15 protein-coding genes are annotated in these 17422 nt (G+C 55.4%); 10 read left to right on the top strand and 5 right to left on the bottom strand.

All coding sequences use genetic code 11. The features are described 5' to 3' along the window. Entirely contained in the window at positions 1-1335 is a 1335-nt protein-coding gene (locus ACO6VX_RS04635) for an MFS transporter (protein ID WP_010244695.1), read from the bottom strand. Positions 1336-1657: 322 nt separating this feature from the next. Here ACO6VX_RS04635 and ACO6VX_RS04630 point away from each other — a divergent pair, with 322 nt between their 5' ends. Further along, complete coding sequence (locus ACO6VX_RS04630; protein ID WP_010670205.1) at positions 1658-2578, top strand: LysR substrate-binding domain-containing protein; 921 nt, start codon at positions 1658-1660, stop codon at positions 2576-2578. Here ACO6VX_RS04630 and smrA read toward each other — a convergent pair. Beyond that, a complete protein-coding gene (gene smrA / locus ACO6VX_RS04625; protein ID WP_010244689.1) occupies positions 2575-3141 on the bottom strand; it encodes a DNA endonuclease SmrA in 567 nt (188 codons plus the stop codon). The two genes, ACO6VX_RS04630 and smrA, sit on opposite strands and share 4 nt — an antisense overlap. 317 nt (positions 3142-3458) lie before the next feature. Between smrA and ACO6VX_RS04620 the strand changes: the two genes are divergently transcribed. Both ACO6VX_RS04620 and uspE read left to right on the top strand, forming a co-directional pair. Then, complete coding sequence (locus ACO6VX_RS04620; protein ID WP_010244686.1) at positions 3459-4211, top strand: FNR family transcription factor; 753 nt, start codon at positions 3459-3461, stop codon at positions 4209-4211. Positions 4212-4328: 117 nt separating this feature from the next. Further along, positions 4329-5285: a universal stress protein UspE gene (uspE, locus tag ACO6VX_RS04615; RefSeq protein WP_010244683.1), complete on the top strand. Its 957-nt coding sequence runs from the start codon at positions 4329-4331 to the stop codon at positions 5283-5285. A gap of 46 nt (positions 5286-5331) precedes the next feature. Here uspE and pntB read toward each other — a convergent pair whose 3' ends face one another. Both pntB and pntA read right to left on the bottom strand, forming a co-directional pair. After that, a complete protein-coding gene (gene pntB, locus ACO6VX_RS04610) occupies positions 5332-6720 on the bottom strand; it encodes a Re/Si-specific NAD(P)(+) transhydrogenase subunit beta (RefSeq protein ID WP_010670206.1) in 1389 nt (462 codons plus the stop codon). A 3-nt stretch (positions 6721-6723) separates the two neighbouring features. Then, positions 6724-8256, bottom strand: coding sequence for a Re/Si-specific NAD(P)(+) transhydrogenase subunit alpha (gene pntA / locus ACO6VX_RS04605; RefSeq protein ID WP_010670207.1), 1533 nt, complete (start codon positions 8254-8256; stop codon positions 6724-6726). 540 nt (positions 8257-8796) lie between these two features. On the opposite strand from pntA, the gene ydgH reads away from it, so the two are divergent. Next, positions 8797-9750 (top strand): DUF1471 family protein YdgH, encoded by a 954-nt coding sequence (gene ydgH, locus ACO6VX_RS04600; RefSeq protein ID WP_010244673.1) that lies wholly within the window; start codon positions 8797-8799, stop codon positions 9748-9750. Between the two features lie 206 nt (positions 9751-9956). Continuing rightward, positions 9957-11348: a basic amino acid/polyamine antiporter gene (locus tag ACO6VX_RS04595; protein ID WP_010670208.1), complete on the top strand. Its 1392-nt coding sequence runs from the start codon at positions 9957-9959 to the stop codon at positions 11346-11348. Between the two features lie 127 nt (positions 11349-11475). On the opposite strand, the gene ACO6VX_RS04590 is transcribed toward ACO6VX_RS04595, so the two are convergent. Next, positions 11476-11889, bottom strand: coding sequence for a hypothetical protein (locus tag ACO6VX_RS04590; protein WP_010244668.1), 414 nt, complete (start codon positions 11887-11889; stop codon positions 11476-11478). A 178-nt stretch (positions 11890-12067) separates the two neighbouring features. On the opposite strand from ACO6VX_RS04590, the gene rstA reads away from it, so the two are divergent. The 5 genes from rstA to ACO6VX_RS04565 all read left to right on the top strand — a co-directional run bounded on the left by rstA (position 12068) and on the right by ACO6VX_RS04565 (position 17372). After that, a complete protein-coding gene (gene rstA, locus ACO6VX_RS04585) occupies positions 12068-12793 on the top strand; it encodes a two-component system response regulator RstA (protein WP_010244666.1) in 726 nt (241 codons plus the stop codon). Continuing rightward, positions 12790-14091, top strand: coding sequence for a two-component system sensor histidine kinase RstB (rstB, locus tag ACO6VX_RS04580; protein WP_010244663.1), 1302 nt, complete (start codon positions 12790-12792; stop codon positions 14089-14091). The genes rstA and rstB overlap by 4 nt, the downstream gene beginning before the upstream one ends. Before the next feature lie 19 nt (positions 14092-14110). After that, positions 14111-15598 (top strand): carboxypeptidase M32, encoded by a 1488-nt coding sequence (locus tag ACO6VX_RS04575; RefSeq protein ID WP_050679892.1) that lies wholly within the window; start codon positions 14111-14113, stop codon positions 15596-15598. 159 nt (positions 15599-15757) lie between these two features. After that, positions 15758-16285, top strand: coding sequence for an acid resistance repetitive basic protein Asr (gene asr / locus ACO6VX_RS04570; RefSeq protein WP_071785070.1), 528 nt, complete (start codon positions 15758-15760; stop codon positions 16283-16285). 277 nt (positions 16286-16562) lie between these two features. Then, positions 16563-17372 (top strand): trypsin-like serine peptidase, encoded by an 810-nt coding sequence (locus tag ACO6VX_RS04565; RefSeq protein ID WP_010670211.1) that lies wholly within the window; start codon positions 16563-16565, stop codon positions 17370-17372. Positions 17373-17422 lie beyond the last annotated feature (50 nt).

The following is a 17422-nucleotide window of genomic DNA, read 5'->3' as shown; positions in this document are numbered from 1 at the left end:
TCACGAATCTGTGATCGGCTTAAAGCCGTAGCGGTTTTTTAACAGCAGCATCAGGGTAGTGATCACAGCCGGTATTGCCAGCAGCAGAAAGATTACGCTGAAAGACCATCCAAGAGACATCATCTCTGCGCCAACGAAGGCGCTTAAAATCGCGCCGATGCGGCCCACTCCATGCATCCAGCTGGAACCGGTAGCGCGGGCGTGGGTAGGATAATAGCTGGCGGATAAGGCATTCATACCAGTATTGGCCCCGTTGAAACAGAAGCCACTGCAAAAGGCGATCGCACTCATCATACCCACTTCCGCGGGTGAAAAGCCCAGTGCCACAATAAACAGCCCGCCGCAGCCGTAGATCGCCGCCAGGGCCAGGTTAGCGTTGAAGCGATCCATCATCCAGCCCGCAAACAGGGAGCCCAGCGTCCCGCCCGCCTGATACATCGCGGTGATAATCGCCGCTTCGGTCACTGACATGCCCAGGGTGTTGACCAGCGACGGCAGCCAGCTGCCAATCAGGTAAACCATGAACAGCCCCATAAAGTAGCCGCCCCACAGCATAGTGCTGCCAAACAGATAGCGGCGTGAAAGTACGGTGCCTATCGCGCCGCTCACCGGCACGGTGGCCTCAGGCGCGTGAAACGCACAGTCGGGCGCGGTTTTGCCCGGCATCATCCGGTCGAGGATGGCGTGAATGCGGGCAGCCGGTGCGCCACGGCTGATAAGAAATCGCACCGACTCCGGCAGGCCGCGGATCAGTAATGGCAACACCAGCAGCGGCAGAATACCGCCCAGCAGCAGCACGGAGTGCCAGTCATAGCGCGGTAGCAGCCAGGAGGCAGCAAATCCCCCGCTGGCGGCACCAAAGGTAAAGCCGCAGAACACCACCGTGATGATAAAAGCCCGCCGCCGCTCAGGTGCATATTCCGCCACCAGCGTGCCGACGTTGGGCATCGCCGCACCCAGTCCCAGCCCGGTCAGGAAACGGAACAGCATCATCTGCTCAATGTTTTGTGACAGCGCCGTTGCCAGCGTCCAGAGACCGAAAAAGAAGACGCTGAGGATAATCATCATGCGACGGCCATAACGGTCAGCCAGCGGCCCTGCCACCATGGCACCCAGCGCCAGCCCGATTAACGCTGCGCTGATGACGACCCCGAGCTGATGATTACTCACCCCCCACGCGGCTTTCAGTGTCGGCGCAATAAATCCCATGATCGCAATGTCCATGCCATCGAGTGCCACCACGATAAAACAGAGCGCAATGAGCCGCTTTTGCCAGTGGCTCAGCCCCTGCTGGTTGATAAGCTGGCGGACATCTACCGCCTCGACGCTGGTCAATGAACACTCCTCTGGAGTAACGAAATCTGACATCAGTTTAAGTAAAAAAAACGGCGCTAATGATAGCCGATCGTTAACCTTAAGCGGTCAGATTTTTATATGATATTGAGAATTATTCAACTTTAAGCTGTTAAGTTATTGATATACCGTAGTCAGAGGATGGCGTATTTCAGCGGCATACCCGGCTGAGCGCTTTTTAATCAGAGAGTTAAAGGGTAACGCGGTCATTTCGACTCGTTTGTTAAAATAAATTTGCAGCAAAGTTAACAGAATTCATTTTAAACAGTTGCCTGAAGCCGGTCATTCTCATTAAGTTTAGGATATGGAAAAAAATATCCTTTTCAATCAGCGCATTCGCTTGCGCCATCTACATACCTTTGTTGCGGTTGCGCAGCAAGGCACACTGGGCCGGGCGGCAGAGACGCTTAGCCTCAGCCAGCCTGCCCTCTCCAAGACCCTGAATGAGCTGGAGGAGCTGACTGGCGTTCGTCTGTTTGAACGTGGCCGGCTGGGCGCGCAGCTGACCACCATGGGAGAGCAGTTTCTGACCCATGCGGTACGGGTACTCGACGCGCTAAACCATGCCGGACAGAGTTTTAATGAGCAGCCGGGCGATGCGCCGGTGATTATCCGGCTGGGGGCATTGACCACTGCCGCGATGGGGATGCTGCCACGTATCCTGGATCGTTTTCATCAATTGCAGCCCAACACCACCATTCAGGTGGCGACACTTCACAATAATGTGCTGCTGGCGGGCTTGCGCGGCGGTGAGTTCGACATCGGCATTGGCCGGATGGCGGACAGCGCCATGATGACCGGGCTGACCTATGAATTGCTATTTCTGGAATCGCTCAAGCTGGTGGTCAGGCCGGAACACCCGCTTTTAAGTGACAACGTCACGCTTTCGCGTGCTATGCAGTGGCCGGTGGTGATATCGCCCGAGGGCACCGCTCCGCGCCGGATTGCCCAGCAGATGCTGGATGAACAGGGCTGCACCCTTCCGCCTCACTGCATTGAGACCTCTTCGACTTCACTGGCACGCCAGCTGGCTCTTCGCTACGACTACATCTGGTTCGTCCCTTCCGGGGCGATTAAAGAGGATCTGAGCCACAACGCGGTTTGTGCGCTGCCGATCGCCTCTTCCGGGCCGGGCGAACCGGTGGGCATCATTACCCGCACCGGCGCAGAACTGAGCCTGAGTGCTGAAGTGCTGATGTCCACCATCCGTAAGTTTCACAGTTAGCGGCTGCGTTTCGCATGCCGCTCGCGGTTTTCAAGCCGGGCTTTATCGGTTTTGCGCAATCCGACATAAAGCGCCCCGGCCCCGCCATGCCGGGTCTGGGCCACGCAAAAGGTCTGTACGTCATCAAACTGCTTTAGCCAGCGCGCCAGATAGCTGCGCACAATGTTGGCATGCGATTCATCATCACGACCTTTACCGTGGATGATCAGCAGATTGCGCAATCCCTGTTTGTGCGCCTGCATCATAAAGTTAAAGAGCGCCTGACGACAGGTTTCGACCGGTTGCCGCAACAGATTGAGGCTGGCATCCAGCTGATACTCTCCTCTGCGCAGTTTATCCAGAATCCCCTGCTGAATGCCGTCGGCTTTATATTCCAGCGGGGTATTGAGTGGAACGATCTCCAGATCGCCCCGGGTCAGGAAATTCTCCAGCTCAGATTCACCTGGCGGTTTTCGTGGCGCCTTCGTTGAGGGTGCTTTGAGCCACAAGGTTGTGGTGGTGTCTTTTAACGGCGTGACATCGCCCATGGCATCCCGAAAGAGATCATTATCATCAAGGTTCATGGTTTTCTCACACCTGGTTAAAATTGATGGAATGTGCAAATCACGCTTTACCCGTTAGCGTAGCAAAAGCTGGAATCACCGGCCCACCCCACTTTTTCGAAAGTCACTGCCAGTGCAGAAGCGTGTGACAGATCACATAAGCGGAAAGTTTTCTTGACAGTCGGCCCTGTCGGGATTCTGAGAAGCCCGTCACATCAGCGTTTGTCGTTGTGTGCTTAGTCCATAATATTTGTAAGTGTAAAACTGCTCGGATGAGTTCCCTTCAGCACAAAAAATGTTAAAATTGACCCCAGTCAATAATCGTCGAGCAAACCATTATGATCCCTGAAAAACGCAGCATTCGTCGTATTCAGTCGGGCGGTTGTGCCATTCACTGCCAGGATTGCAGCATCAGTCAGCTCTGCATCCCCTTTACGCTAAATGAACATGAGCTGGATCAGCTCGACAATATCATTGAGCGTAAAAAACCCATTCAGAAAGGGCAAACGCTTTTCAAAGCAGGCGATGAACTCAAGTCTCTGTATGCGATTCGCTCCGGCACCATTAAAAGCTACACCATCACTGAACAGGGTGATGAGCAGATCACCGGTTTCCATCTGGCGGGCGATTTAGTCGGCTTTGACGCGATTATGGGCTCCAGCCATCCCAGCTTTGCGCAGGCGCTGGAAACGGCCATGGTGTGTGAGATCCCTTTTGAAACGCTTGATGATTTGTCGGGCAAAATGCCGGCCCTGCGTCAGCAGATGATGCGTCTGATGAGCGGTGAAATCAAAGGCGATCAGGACATGATCCTGCTGCTGTCAAAGAAAAATGCTGAAGAGCGCCTGGCGGCGTTTATCTGGAACCTTTCCCGTCGTTTTGGCCAGCGCGGCTTTTCACAGCGCGAATTCCGCCTCACCATGACGCGTGGCGATATCGGTAATTACCTGGGCCTGACGGTTGAAACCATCAGCCGCCTGCTGGGGCGTTTTCAGAAGTCCGGTATGCTGGCGGTGAAAGGCAAGTACATCACGATTGAAAACCATGCCCTGCTGGAAGAGCTCGCCGGTCAGAGCCACCAGGCCGCCTGATCCTCAGCCGGATCAATAAATCTTATTTTGTTGATCCGGCAGTAACTTTTTCACTTCTTCCGCTGTGCAACATAAGCTATCTTTATTCCAGTCGCTCTGGTTTAAGGAGAACGCCTCATGTCCCAGTACCAAAATGTTCTGGTCGCCATTGATGCCCAGCAAGACGATCAGCCCGCGCTGCGACGTGCGGTCTATCTGAATCAACGTCTTGGCGGAAGAATTAAAGCCTTCCTGCCTATCTATGACTTCTCATATGAGATGACCACCCTGCTTTCGCCGGATGAGCGCGCGTCGATGCGCCAGGGCGTGATCAGCCAGCGTACCGAATGGATCCGCGAGCAGGCCCGCGCTTACCTTGATGCCGGTGTAGAAATTGACATTAAAGTGATCTGGCACAACCGTCCCTACGAAGCCATTATTCAGGAAGTGCTCGCCCATCAGCATGACCTGGTGCTGAAGATGGCGCATCAGCACGATCGCCTTGAGTCAGTGATTTTCACTCCAACCGACTGGCACCTGCTGCGGAAATGCCCGTGTCCGGTGTGGATGGTCAAAGATCAGCCGTGGCCGGAAGGCGGTAAAGCGATTGTCGCGGTCAATCTAGCCAGCGAAGAGCCGCATCACGATGGCCTGAATCAGAAGCTGATTCGTGAAACGGTGATCCTGGCGGAAAAGGTGAATCAGACCGAAGTGCATCTGGTCGGCGCCTACCCGATTACCCCTATCAATATTGCTATCGAACTGCCCGATTTTGATCCCAGCGTCTATAACGACGCGATCCGTGGTCAGCATCTGGTGGCAATGAAAGCGCTACGGCAGAAGTTCTCGATTGGTGAAGAGTTCACCCATGTGGCTAAAGGCCTGCCGGAAGAGGTCATCCCCGATCTGGCGGCGCATCTGGGAGCCGGTGTGGTGGTGCTGGGAACGATTGGACGCACCGGCCTGTCGGCGGCATTCCTCGGTAATACGGCGGAACAGGTGATTGATCATCTGCGTTGCGATCTGCTGGCGCTTAAGCCGGACGATTTCAAATCGCCGATTGACCTGGATGATGAAGAGGATGAGGAGGATTAATCCTCCTCAGAAACAGAGAGGGCGGCTGATTAGCCGCCCTTTTTAATTACAGTGCTTTAAGAATCGCTTCCACGCTGGCTTTGGCATCGCCAAACAGCATCTGGCTATTCTCTTTGAAGAACAGCGGATTCTGCACCCCGGCATAGCCGGTGTTCATTGAGCGTTTGAACACTATCACGTTGTGCGCCTTCCACACTTCCAGCACCGGCATGCCCGCAATCGGACTGCGGGGATCATCCTGTGCCGCCGGGTTGACCGTGTCGTTAGCGCCGATGACCAGCACCGTGTCGGTGTCACTGAAATCGTCGTTGATCTCATCCATCTCCAGCACCACGTCATAAGGCACTTTCGCCTCTGCCAGCAGCACGTTCATGTGACCCGGCAGACGCCCCGCCACCGGATGGATACCGAAGCGCACTTTGATGCCAAGCGCACGCAGTCGGGCAGTCATTTCCGCGACCGGATACTGCGCCTGCGCTACCGCCATGCCGTAGCCTGGTGTGATAATCACCGAGCTGGAAGCCTTGAGCATTTCAGCGGTCTCTTCAGCCGTAATCTCACGATGCTCCCCCGCTTCCTGACTTTCATCGCCACTGCTGGCTTCAGTACCAAAGCCGCCCGCGATCACGCTGATAAACGAACGGTTCATCGCTTTGCACATGATGTAGGAGAGGATCGCACCGGATGACCCCACCAGCGCACCGGTCACAATCAGCAGATCGTTGCTCAACATGAAACCAGCGGCGGCGGCGGCCCAGCCTGAATAGGAGTTAAGCATCGAGACCACGACCGGCATATCCGCGCCGCCAATCGACGCGACCAGATGCCAGCCAAACGCCAGCGCAATGACCGTCATCAGCAAGAGTGCAAACACCTGCACAGCCGTGCTGCTGGTGTTAACAAACCACAGCAGCAGCAGGAACGAAACCACCAGCGCCAGCAGATTCAGCTTGTGACGATGCGGTAACGCTAACGGCCGTGAAGAGATTTTGCCGCACAGTTTGCCAAACGCCACCAGCGAGCCGGTGAAGGTGACGGCACCGATAAAGATACCGATAAACACTTCGCTGAGATGGATATTCTCCATCACCGCTGGCAGGCCAGGCGCATGGTCGATATAGCTGTTGATGCCCACCAGCACTGCGGCCAGGCCAACAAAGCTGTGCAGAATCGCCACCAGCTCTGGCATTTCCGTCATTTCGACTTTCTTCGCCAGACGAATGCCGATAGCGCCGCCGATGACCATCGCCAGCAGGATCCAGACCACATTACCGCTGTCCGGGCCAAATATGGTGGCAATCAGCGCAATCGCCATACCGCTGATACCGAAAATATTACCCCGCTTAGAGGTCTCATGACGCGAAAGACCAGCAAGGCTACAGATGAACAGAATCGCAGCCACAATATAGGCTGCAGTGACTAATCCGCCAGACATGTGTTACCCCTTACGAAACATTTTCAGCATGCGCTGGGTGACGGTGAAGCCACCAAAGATATTGATGCTGGCAATCAGCACGGCAATAAAGGAGATAAAGGTGACCCAGCCACCGTGGCCCATCTGCAAGACCGCACCGATAACAATGATGCCGGAAATGGCATTGGTTACGGACATCAGCGGTGTATGCAGCGCATGACTGACGTTCCAGACCACGTAATACCCCACCACGCAGGCGAGCGCGAACACGGTAAAATGGGAGAGGAAGTCGGCCGGTGCCACGTTTGCCAGGCAGCCAAACAGCACAATAGCCAGGGCGATCAGCAGATATTTACGCCACGGTGAAACGGGCTTCGCCTCAATCTTTTCTGACGGCTTCGCGGCGGCAGCGGCAGCCTGTGGCGCGGCGGAGACCTGAATCGGCGGGGCTGGCCAGGTCACTTCGCCATCGCGTACCACGGTGACGCCACGCACCACCACATCTTCGAAATCGACCTGGATTTCGCCATTTTTCTCTTTACACAGCAGCTTGATCAGATTGACCAGATTGGTGCCGTAGAGCTGGGAGGATTGTGTCGCCAGACGGCTAGGCAGATCGGTGTAACCGATGATTTTCACGCCATTCGGCGTGACGGTAACCTGGTCAGCGACGGTCAGCGCACAGTTGCCGCCGGTCTGCGCCGCCAGATCAACAATGACGCTGCCCGGCTTCATGCTGGCGACCATCTCTTCGGTGATCAGTTTCGGAGCCGGTTTGCCTGGGATCAGCGCCGTGGTGACAATGATGTCCACGTCTCTGGCCTGACTGGCAAACAGTGCCATCTCAGCTTTGATAAAAGCCTCGGACATGACCTTGGCATAGCCGTCGCCGCTACCCGCTTCCTCTTCAAAGTCGAGCTCAAGGAATTCGGCGCCCATACTCTGCACCTGCTCTTTGACTTCGGGACGGGTATCAAATGCCCGGACAATCGCACCCAGACTGCCCGCTGCGCCAATCGCGGCCAGCCCGGCAACGCCGGCTCCGATTACCATCACTTTTGCCGGTGGCACTTTACCGGCTGCCGTGATCTGACCGGTAAAGAAGCGACCAAATTCATGGGCGGCTTCGACAATGGCGCGATAACCGGCAATGTTCGCCATAGAGCTCAGGGCATCCAGCGACTGCGCCCGTGAGATACGCGGCACTGAATCCATTGCCATTACCGTGACCTGACGTGCGGCCAGTTTTGACAGCAGTTCGGGATTCTGTGCGGGCCAGATAAAACTGACCAGCGTGCTGCCCGCACGCGTCAGCGCAATCTCTTCGTCATCCGGCGCATTCACCTTCAGCACGATATCGGACTGCCAGACCTGCTCTCTGTCGCTGAGTGTGGCACCGGCTGCGATATAGCTTTCATCATCGAAGCTGGCGCGTTTACCGGCGTCATGCTCAAGGGTGACGCTGAAACCCAGCTTGATGAGTTGTTCCACGGTCTTAGGCGTGGCGGCCACGCGCGACTCGTTTGGCAACCTTTCCTTGGGTATTCCAATTAACATAGTGTTTCCTTTCATCGGTTAAAGGATGATGGCCCGAACCTGCACCACGAGAGCGCGACTGAAACGCGATTTCAGCCGCTTTTGGACGAAACGCAGGTATTTCAAAGTGTTTATAAGCTACTGAAAATGTGACGAGCGATCTACAGCGACTACGCAGAGTGATGACATTCACCCAATTATGCAGTGTTCGGTTAAGAAACCTGCGTTATCCCACTGCAAAATAGTCTCACAGGCAGATAATCTGCCAGAGATAATTGTACCCGCACGAATTAACCAACAACAAAAACCTTTATTTAACAATGCATTAACTATTTTATCGCTAACAGTTACCGCTTTTAGTGGTAACTGTCACTAAAACTGGCCATAACTGCGTTTGATGACAAACAAATGAAAAAATCATGGTTGAATAACGCGATCTGACACAAAAAATCGCTGCGACAGTCTGTTTATAACATGCAATAATCAGCGGCTATTCTGTTATACATCAAGAGTCCAGCACGTTTTCGTACTCATTTTTGCGTAAGGCGAAGGATTATTTTTATGAAGCTGAAGAACACTATTCTGGCGACCACTCTGTTGTCCCTGCTGGCAGCCAACGCATTCGCTGCGCAGGAACTTACGCCAGAAAAAGCGGCCGCGTTGAAGCCATTCGAACGTATTAATATTACCGGCCGTTTCAACGCAATTGGCGACGCTGCCGATGCGGTATCTAAGCGTGCAGATCAGATGGGCGCGGCCTCTTATTACATCCAGGCGATCAACGACAGCAACGGTAACAGCGGTAACTGGCGCGTTACGGCTGACCTCTATAAAGCCGATGCCCCGGCAGCCACAGAGTCAACGACCTACCGTCGTTTCAACGGCGTAAACGAACTGCCAAAAGCAGAAGCGTATAAACTCGAACCCTTCGATACCGTTTCGGTCAGCGGCTTCTTTGCCAGCCAGCCGGATGTAAACGACGCAATTTCGAAAGCCGCAAAACAGAAAGGCGCAGCCTCCTTCTTTATCGTTCGCCAGATCGATGCCAACAGCGGCGGCAATCAGTATGTCACCGCCTATGTCTATAAAGCGGATGCTAAAGAGCGCGCGGTGCAGACACCAAATGCGATTCCTGCCGATTCAGAAGCGGGTAAAGCCGCACTGGCAACCGGTGGCGCTGCGGCGGCTAACGTAGAGATTCCAGGCGTGGCCTCGTCTGAAACGCCAAGCAACAAAGTGGGCCGTTTCTTCGAAACCCAAAGCTCTACCGGCAAGCGCTATACCGTTAATCTGCCAAACGGCAAATCGGTGCAGGAAGTGAATGCCATTACTGCTGCTCAGATGCAGCCGTTCGATACCGTAACCTTCACCGGTCACTTCGGTACGCCAACTGAGATTTCAGAAGAAGTGGCGAAGCGTGCGGCGGATAAAGGTGCCAAGTTCTACCACGTTACCCGTCAGTGGCAGAACCAGAGTGGCGGTAACCTGACCGTCACGGCTGACCTGTTTAAGTAATCCTTCTCAGGGCGGCGCCTGCCGCCCTGCTGTTTGCATAATTCCTGCGCTGTTTTGCATAGTCACGCATTGCCATCCCCTGCCACACTCCGTAAAATCCTCCGCCTGTTTTACCGGATATTGTCCCTGTATTGTGCCTTTGGTGTGACATAACCCAGTGACAGAATCCGATTTACCCAGCCATATATGCTAGCGGGAAGGTTGTTTTGGAGAAAAAATTAGGTCTCGGTGCGCTGACGGCGCTGGTGCTCAGCTCTATGCTGGGCGCAGGCGTGTTCAGTCTGCCGCAAAATATGGCTGCAGTGGCCGGTCCGGCGGCGCTGCTGCTGGGCTGGCTGATTACCGGCGTCGGCATCATCTTTCTGTCGCTGGCGATGCTGCTGCTGACCCGCCTTAAACCCGAGCTGGATGGCGGCATCTTTACCTATGCCCGTGCCGGTTTCGGCGAGCTGATGGGCTTCTGCTCCGCGTGGGGCTACTGGCTGTGCGCCGTGATCGCCAACGTCTCCTATCTGGTGATTGTCTTCTCTGCCCTGAGCTTCTTCACCGATACGCCGGACCGGATTATCTTTGGCGATGGCAACACCTGGCAGGCGATGCTGGGTGCATCCGTGCTGCTGTGGCTGGTTCACTGGCTGGTGCTGCGCGGCGTGCAGACCGCTGCCAGCATTAATCTGATGGCGACGCTCGGCAAGCTGGTGCCGCTGCTGCTGTTTATTGTGCTGGCGGTGATGGCGTTCAACTATGATCGCTTCCGCTTTGATTTTTCCGGCGTCACGCTAGGGCAACCGCTATGGGAGCAGGTCAAACAGACCATGCTGATTACCCTGTGGGTCTTTATCGGCGTCGAGGGGGCGGTGGTGGTCTCTGCACGCGCGCGCCAGAAAAAAGATGTGGGCCGGGCTACATTATTCGCCGTGCTGGCAGCGTTGCTGGTCTATCTGCTGGTGACACTGCTGTCGCTTGGCGTGGTTCCACGTGCTGAACTGGCTCAGATGCGTAACCCCTCCATGGCGGGATTGATGATCCGACTGATGGGCAACTGGGGCGATGCGGTGATTGCGGTGGGTCTGGTTATCTCGGTGTGCGGTGCCTATCTGAGCTGGACGATTATGGCCGCTGAAGTGCCGCTGATTGCCGCGCAACAGGGTGCATTTCCACGCAGTATCGCCCGGCAAAACCGCCATAACGCGCCAGCCGCCTCACTGTGGCTGACCAACGGCAGTATTCAGCTCTGCCTGATCCTGATTGCCCTGACCGGTGCGAACTACAACAACCTGCTGACCATCGCCTCTGAGATGATTCTGGTGCCCTATCTGCTGGTGGGGTTATATCTGATCAAAGTGGTACGCGGACAGCATAAACCGCTGGCGATGGCGACCGGTATCGGTGCCAGCCTGTATGGCATCTGGCTGCTTTACGCCTCGGGGCCATTGCACCTGATGATGTCTGTGGTGCTCTATACACCGGGCCTGCTGCTGTTTCTGTTTGCACGACGCGGTGGCCGCGCAGAGTTTGCGCTGACTTCGCTGGAGCGGATTGCAATGGGATTGCTGATTGCCGCGACGCTGCCCGCCGTGTGGCAGCTGACGACTTAGCGCCTGGCCCGGCAGGCGTAATGGTTGCAGGCAGTGCGAACCCGGCCAGCGCGGAGCAACCAGGCGTACAGACAGTACGTGAGGATGGTGAGCACTGCCCAGGTTCAGAGCCTGATGGGAGAGGTTCTCAGTGTGACTGCACAGGTATTGAGACACACAGCAGGTCATCCTGCTGTGTCAGATTCAGCGGCCTGGAATATTCATGATGGATCGCGTCCAGCTGCTCCGCCGAAAGCGGATAAGGAAGCTGAATATCGAAGCGACTAATCTGCTGTTGTTCCGCAAGGGTAATCAGGCGTGCGATATTAATTTCGTCGCTGACCTGAGTAGAAATGATTTGTAATGCTAATTCTTTTAACGGGTCGTCACTGCCCTGTAAGCGGTGTGCCGATTTACGTGTCACCATGCCAAATATCGGCATCACACCATAAATAGCATCGACGAAGCTCCAGCGCTTTTTGCAGGAAGCGGAGAGAAAGTCACTGTAATTGAAGCAGATGCGGTCGGGGTATATGGCTGATGCCAGCTCTTTATCAGACACACTAACGCTCCTCATGATAATCATCAATATCCCAAACCTGGCGCAAAAAGGCCGCGCTAATGATTGCACATTTTGCCGGTTATATACCAGCAAGCCACGGATATTTCGTGCGGTAACGTAGAGCTCAGGACCAGGAAAAGATATGCTTCCGTCCATCCCTGTCTCTGCTTTGTGAACTATGAACAAAATTGTTTATGTAGAAGATGAACCCGAAGTGGGCTCACTGATTGCGGCCTATCTGGGTCGTCATGATATTGAGGTGATTGTCGAGATGCGCGGCGACCGTGCTGAAGCGGTCATTGCCGAACAGCAGCCCGATCTGGTGATGCTGGATATCATGTTGCCAGGCAAAGATGGCATGACTATCTGCCGTGACCTGCGGGCCAACTGGCAGGGGCCGATCGTGCTGCTCACCTCACTGGACAGCGACATGAACCATATTCTGGCCCTGGAGATGGGTGCGCAGGATTACATTCTGAAAACCACGCCGCCGGCGGTACTGCTGGCCCGCCTGCGCCTTCATCTGCGTCAGTCGCAGCAGGGACAGCCGGACGATGCGCCCAGCGCACCCGCCGCCAACCGTATGCTGCGTTTTGGCTCGCTGACCATCGATGCGCTGAACCGCCAGGTCACGCTGTTTGACGAGCAGATTGCCCTTTCCACCGCAGATTTCGATCTGCTGTGGGTACTCGCCAGCCATGCGGGCCAGACGCTTAACCGTGATGCGCTGCTGAAAACGTTGCGCGGGGTCAGCTATGACGGCCTTGACCGCAGCATCGACGTGGCCATCTCCCGGTTGCGCAAAAAGCTGCACGACAGCGCCACCGAGCCGTTCCGCATTAAAACCATTCGTAACAAAGGCTATCTGTTTGCGCCCCAGGCCTGGGATACCCGCGGACTATGAGAAAGCTTTTTATTCAGTTTTATCTGCTGCTGTTTGTCTGCTTTCTGGTGATGGCCCTGCTGGTGGGGCTGGTCTACAAGTTCACCGCTGAACGTGCGGGCCGCCAGTCAATGAATGACCTGATGGCCAGTTCGCTCTACCTGATCCGCAGCGAACTGCGCGAGATCCCGCCGCGTGACTGGAATAAAACCATCAAGAGTCTCGATCTCGGCCTGTCGTTCGATCTGCACATCGAGCCGATGAACAAATATCAGCTTGATGAAGGCAACATGCGTCGGTTGCGCGCCGGAGAGATCGTGGCGCTCGACGATCAATACACCTTTTTGCAGCACATTCCGCGCAGCCACTACGTATTGTCAGTAGGGCCGATTCCCTATCTCTTCTATCTGCATCAGATGCGACTGCTGGATATTGCCCTGCTGATCTTTATAGGGATGTCACTGGCGCTGCCGGTGTTTATCTGGCTGCGCCCCCACTGGCAGGAGATGCAGCGACTGGAAAAAGCGGCTCAGCGCTTTGGCCGTGGCGAGCTGGACGTGCGCACCCATTTCGACAGCACCTCCAGCCTGTTCCGGCTTGGCATCGCCTTTAACCAGATGGCCGAGAACATCAATACGCTGGTTGCCAGTAAGAAGCAGCTAATAGACGGTATTGCGCATGAGCTGCGCACACCGCTGGTGCGCCTGCGTTACCGGCTGGAGATGAGCGACAACCTCACGGATGGCGAACGGGTGGCGCTGAATCGCGATATCGGCCAGCTCGAAAGCCTGATTGAGGAGCTGCTGACCTATGCGCGTCTTGACCGGCCGCGCGTCGATCTCAATCTGAAAACACTGGATTTGGCCAACTGGCTGCGCGAGAGGCTTGACGATTTCCGCACTATCAATCCCGACGTGCGGCTCGACCTTGAGCTGCCGCAGCGTGAAAACATCGGCATTTCTGATACCCGCCTGATGGAGCGGGTACTGGATAACCTGGTCAACAATGCGCTGCGTTATGCGCAACAGCGGCTGCGCGTCAGTTTGTGGTTCGACGGTCCGATAGGGTGTCTGCAGGTTGAAGATGACGGTCCCGGTATTCCGCCTGAAGAGCGTGAGCGGGTTTTCGAACCCTTTGTCCGGCTGGACCCCAGCCGCGATCGCGCTACAGGCGGCTGCGGACTGGGACTTGCGATTGTTCACTCTATTGCCCAGGCGCTGAGCGGCAATGTGACCATTGAGTCCAGTCCACTGGGCGGCGCCAGCGTTCGCTTTTGCTGGCCGGTTGATCTAACCTTGCGGGAAATTCCGCTGCGTTAAAAACCACAAGGAGTCTTACGTGACCTCAGCGTATCAACAACTTACCAAGACGTTCCTGCGCCTTTCCCGTTTCAGCCACGTCACGGCCATCGCCGGATGTGACATGCAAACCACCATGCCGCCGGGCGGCAGTCAGGCGCGTGGTGAAGCGCTGGCCGAAATGAGCGTGTTGCAGCACCAGATCCTCACTGCCCCTCAGGTTGGTGAGTGGCTCAGGGCCGCAGAGCAGCAGTCACTCAACGATGTTGAGCGGGCCAATCTTAACGAGATGCAGCGCGCTTACCAGCAGGCCACCCTGCTGCCTGATGATTTTGTTGAAGCCAAATCAATCGCCGGCTCGGTATGTGAACATGCATGGCGCACTCAGCGTCCCGCCAACGACTGGCAGGGCTTCGCCGCCAATCTCAAAGAGGTGGTGCGTCTGAGCCGCGAAGAGGCCCAGCGCCGCGCCGACGCCACTGGCTGCTCGCGTTACGATGCGCTGCTGGATCTTTATGAACCGGGGATGACCCGCGCCCGGCTGGATGAAACCTTTGGCGAACTGAAAACCTGGCTGCCCGATCTGTTACAGCAGGTCGTGGAAAAACAGGCGCAACAGACTGTTATCACGCCGCAGGGGCCGTTCGCCCTGCCTGCTCAGCGTCAGCTCGGCCTGAGCATCATGGAAACGCTGGGTTTCGACTTTAACCATGGCCGGCTGGATATCAGTGCGCATCCCTTCTGCGGTGGCGTGCCGGAAGATGTGCGTATTACCACCCGTTACAACGAGAATGAGTTTCTCAGCGCCCTGATGGGCGTGATCCACGAAACCGGCCACGCCCGCTATGAGCAAAATCTGCCGCAGCAGTGGCGCGGTCAGCCGGTGGCGCTGGCGCGCTCCACCGCTATCCACGAATCACAAAGCCTGTTTATGGAGATGCAGCTTGGTCGCAGCCGCGAATTCCTGCAGCGCATTCTGCCGCAGGTGATCGCCACCTTTGGCGACCAGCCTGCCCTGCAGGCGGATAATTTTGTACGCCTGACCCAGCAGGTTAAGCCTGGCCTGATCCGGGTTGACGCCGATGAGCTCAGCTATCCGGCGCATGTCATTCTGCGCTATGAAATCGAGCAGGCGCTGATTGAAGGCGAGATTGAGGTTGAGGATATCCCGGCGCTGTGGGATGAGAAAATGATGCAGTCGCTGGGTCTGGATACCCGGGGTAACTACCGCGATGGCTGTATGCAGGATATCCACTGGACCGACGGCGCCTTTGGCTACTTCCCGACCTATACGCTGGGCGCGATGTACGCCGCACAGCTGTTCCGCTCGGTACATCTTGCGATTCCTCAGCTCAGCGAGCTGATTCAGCACGGTGAGCTGCAGCCGGTATTCGACTGGCTGCAACAGAACATCTGGCAGCACGGCAGCCGCTTCTCCACCGATCAGCTGCTGATCAACGCCACCGGCGAAGCGCTGAATCCGGCTTTCTTCCGCCAGCACCTTGAACAACGTTACCTGAATAGCTAAGCTCTCGGGCGGTCTGCTGACCGCCCTTTCCCGCCTTTGTACAATCGGTTACACGCCGATACCAAACACCCACGGACACCGTTCATTGATATCCCTATAGTCTCTTCACCGGCCCCGCAGTGGGCTACACATGAAAAAATAGTCTTCGAGGGATTTGCAATGAAAAAATTATTTGCACTGGTTGTCGCCGCTGCTATGGGTATGTCTTCTGTTGCTTTCGCTGCTGACACCACAGCTGCTCCAGCTGCTGCGCCAGCCGCAACAACCACTACTACTGCTGCAGCACCGGCTAAAACCGTTCACAAAACTGCGCACAAGAAACACCATAAAGCGGCTCAGAAAGCGCAGGCTGCTAAGAAACACCACAAAAAAGCTGTGAAAAAAGATGCCGCGCAGAAAGCGCAGGCTGCAAAAAAAGTTCACCATAAAAAAGTAGCTAAACCTGCTGCACAGAAAGCCCAGGCCGCTAAAAAAGTTCACCACAAAAAAGTCACTAAACCAGCTGCTCAGAAAGCCCAGGCCGCTAAAAAAGTTCACCACAAAAAAGCCACTCAGCCAGCCGCTCAGAAAGCCCAGGCTGCTAAAAAAGTTCACCACAAAAAAGTAGCTAAACCAGCTGCACAGAAAGCTCAGGCTGCTAAAAAAGTTCACCACAAAAAAGTTGTGAAACCAGCAGCTAAAAACTAAGGTCGCCTTCAGCGCACGGCCACGAGATGATGATTAAAAACACCCGGTTCTGCCGGGTGTTTCTTTACTGGAGTGGATGATATGGTGCGTCGCTATCGCTTCGAAATTATTCTGCTGGTGATGATCCTGTGTGGCATTGTAGCAGCAAGCTTTTTTGTTTAACCGCTGTAGCGTACTGATTAACCAATAAAACTCCCTTTTTCAACGCTCACCGACTATAGTTACCGTACTTACGTAATAACAATAACGTTAATTTTTTCTCGCCATTGAGATTTCTATGCGCCTGGCTACCCTGTTAATGGTTGGACTCTTCAGCTTTGCCACCACGGTTCATGCCGATGATGACGATGACTCGCCTACTCCTGCTGAAATTAAGATGCTGTTTTTCGGTAAGGATCATCGCCAGGCAATCACCGATATTACCGCTGCCCCCTGGGATGCCATTGGTCAGCTGGAAACCGAAAGCGGCAACCTCTGTACTGCCACACTCATCTCTCCGCATCTGGCGCTGACCGCCGGACACTGCCTGCTTGCCCCGCCGGGTAATTTCGATAAGCCGGTTGCGCTGCGATTTATGGCCAGCGATAAAGGCTGGCGCTACGAGCTTCATGATATTGATGCGCGGGTTGAACCCTCGCTGGCGTCAAAGTTAAAAGCGGATGGTGAAGGCTGGATCGTGCCGAGCAGTGCAGCCCCCTATGATTACGGCATCGTGATTTTACGCAATCCGCCCTCAGCGATTACGCCTATTCCGCTGTTCGATGGCTCACGCAGCGATCTCACTGCGGCGCTGAAGCTGACCGGACGCAAAGTGACGCAGGCAGGCTATCCGGCTGATCATCTGGACACGCTTTACTCCCACAGCGATTGCCTGATCACCGGCTGGGCGCAGCGCGCCGTGCTGTCGCATCAGTGTGACACCCTGCCAGGTGACAGTGGTTCGCCACTGCTGCTCAACAGCGATAAAGGCTGGCAGTTAATCGCGGTACAAAGCTCAGCACCGGCAGCGAAAGATCGCTACCTGGCTGATAACCGTGCGATTTCGGTCACCTCGTTTAAAGATAAACTGGAATCCCTGGCTCAGTAGCCCGCACTCTCACTCGCCATCATCGGATGCGCGCCGGTTACGGCGCGCAT

The sequence above is a fragment of the Pantoea sp. BJFS-204 genome, from assembly GCF_049310725.1.
GTDB lineage: Bacteria > Pseudomonadota > Gammaproteobacteria > Enterobacterales > Enterobacteriaceae > Pantoea > Pantoea agglomerans.
Note: the sequence above shows the minus strand (reverse complement) of the source record. Positions and strands in the feature narration are given on the sequence as shown.

Bases quoted from the DNA above. Each gene is read 5' to 3' on its own strand.
- asr (WP_071785070.1), top strand. From the start codon at position 15,758: ATGAAAAAATTATTTGCACTGGTTGTCGCCGCTGCTATGGGTATGTCT.
- smrA (WP_010244689.1), bottom strand. From the start codon at position 3,141: ATGAACCTTGATGATAATGATCTCTTTCGGGATGCCATGGGCGATGTC.
- pntA (WP_010670207.1), bottom strand. From the start codon at position 8,256: ATGTTAATTGGAATACCCAAGGAAAGGTTGCCAAACGAGTCGCGCGTG.
- pntB (WP_010670206.1), bottom strand. From the start codon at position 6,720: ATGTCTGGCGGATTAGTCACTGCAGCCTATATTGTGGCTGCGATTCTG.
- ACO6VX_RS04565 (WP_010670211.1), top strand. From the start codon at position 16,563: ATGCGCCTGGCTACCCTGTTAATGGTTGGACTCTTCAGCTTTGCCACC.
- rstB (WP_010244663.1), top strand. From the start codon at position 12,790: ATGAGAAAGCTTTTTATTCAGTTTTATCTGCTGCTGTTTGTCTGCTTT.
- uspE (WP_010244683.1), top strand. From the start codon at position 4,329: ATGTCCCAGTACCAAAATGTTCTGGTCGCCATTGATGCCCAGCAAGAC.
- rstA (WP_010244666.1), top strand. From the start codon at position 12,068: ATGAACAAAATTGTTTATGTAGAAGATGAACCCGAAGTGGGCTCACTG.
- ACO6VX_RS04630 (WP_010670205.1), top strand. From the start codon at position 1,658: ATGGAAAAAAATATCCTTTTCAATCAGCGCATTCGCTTGCGCCATCTA.
- ydgH (WP_010244673.1), top strand. From the start codon at position 8,797: ATGAAGCTGAAGAACACTATTCTGGCGACCACTCTGTTGTCCCTGCTG.
- ACO6VX_RS04620 (WP_010244686.1), top strand. From the start codon at position 3,459: ATGATCCCTGAAAAACGCAGCATTCGTCGTATTCAGTCGGGCGGTTGT.